Consider the following 806-nt stretch of genomic DNA (forward strand, 5'->3'; position numbering starts at 1 on the left):
CTGACCTATTCCACGGCTTGCGCCCGTGACTAACGCCACCTTCTTTTCCATTGCCATTTTCCTGTTCTTTATTTTGGTATTTTAACTTGGTGCGCACCGCGCACCCTATACAGCATGTTTAATCTGATAAACCGGAAACTACTTTTTCAAGACTACTCACGTCTGACATAGCCATCGTGTTAACCGTTTTATCAATTCGTTTATTTAAGCCCGCTAGCACCTTACCAGGACCACATTCAACGAAAGTGTCGGCACCTAGCTCAATCAGCTTAGTGACCGATTGTGACCAAAGTACGGGGCTATGCAAATGAGCCAATAAATTTGTCTTTAGCTCTTCCAGGTTTGTGGCTACCTGAGCATTCACATTTTGCACAATAGGAATACCGGGTTCTTTAAATGTCAGTTTCGACATTGCATTTGCCAACTCTTCACCTGCAGGCTGTAACAAGTCACAATGGCAAGGAACACTTACAGGAAGCTTCGCAGTACGACGAGCGCCTTTTTCTTTTGCGATAGCCATCGCCCGGTCCAGCGCATCGGTCGCACCCGATATGACGATCTGACCAGGAGAGTTAAAGTTTGCCGGCGCAACAACTTGCCCTTGGGCTGCCTCTTTACAAGCCTCTTTAGCTTTATCATCATCAAGCCCCAAAAGAGCAACCATACCGCCCTCACCTAGAGGAACCGCTCCCTGCATAAGCTTACCACGAAGGTTAACGAGCTTAACCGTCTCTTCAAAATCCAGTACGCCGCTAGCGATCAAGGCCGTATATTCACCCAAGCTATGCCCACACACATAGTCTGGA

Annotated in this window: 1 protein-coding gene; it reads right to left on the minus strand. The window is 47.5% G+C overall.

The genetic code is table 11. The annotated features are described in order from the left end of the window. Positions 1-118: 118 nt before the first annotated feature. On the minus strand, positions 119-806 hold a 688-nt coding region (locus tag A3763_RS05920), incomplete at its 5' end, for an ACP S-malonyltransferase (RefSeq protein WP_156494951.1).

The organism is Oleiphilus sp. HI0128 (genome assembly GCF_001635365.1).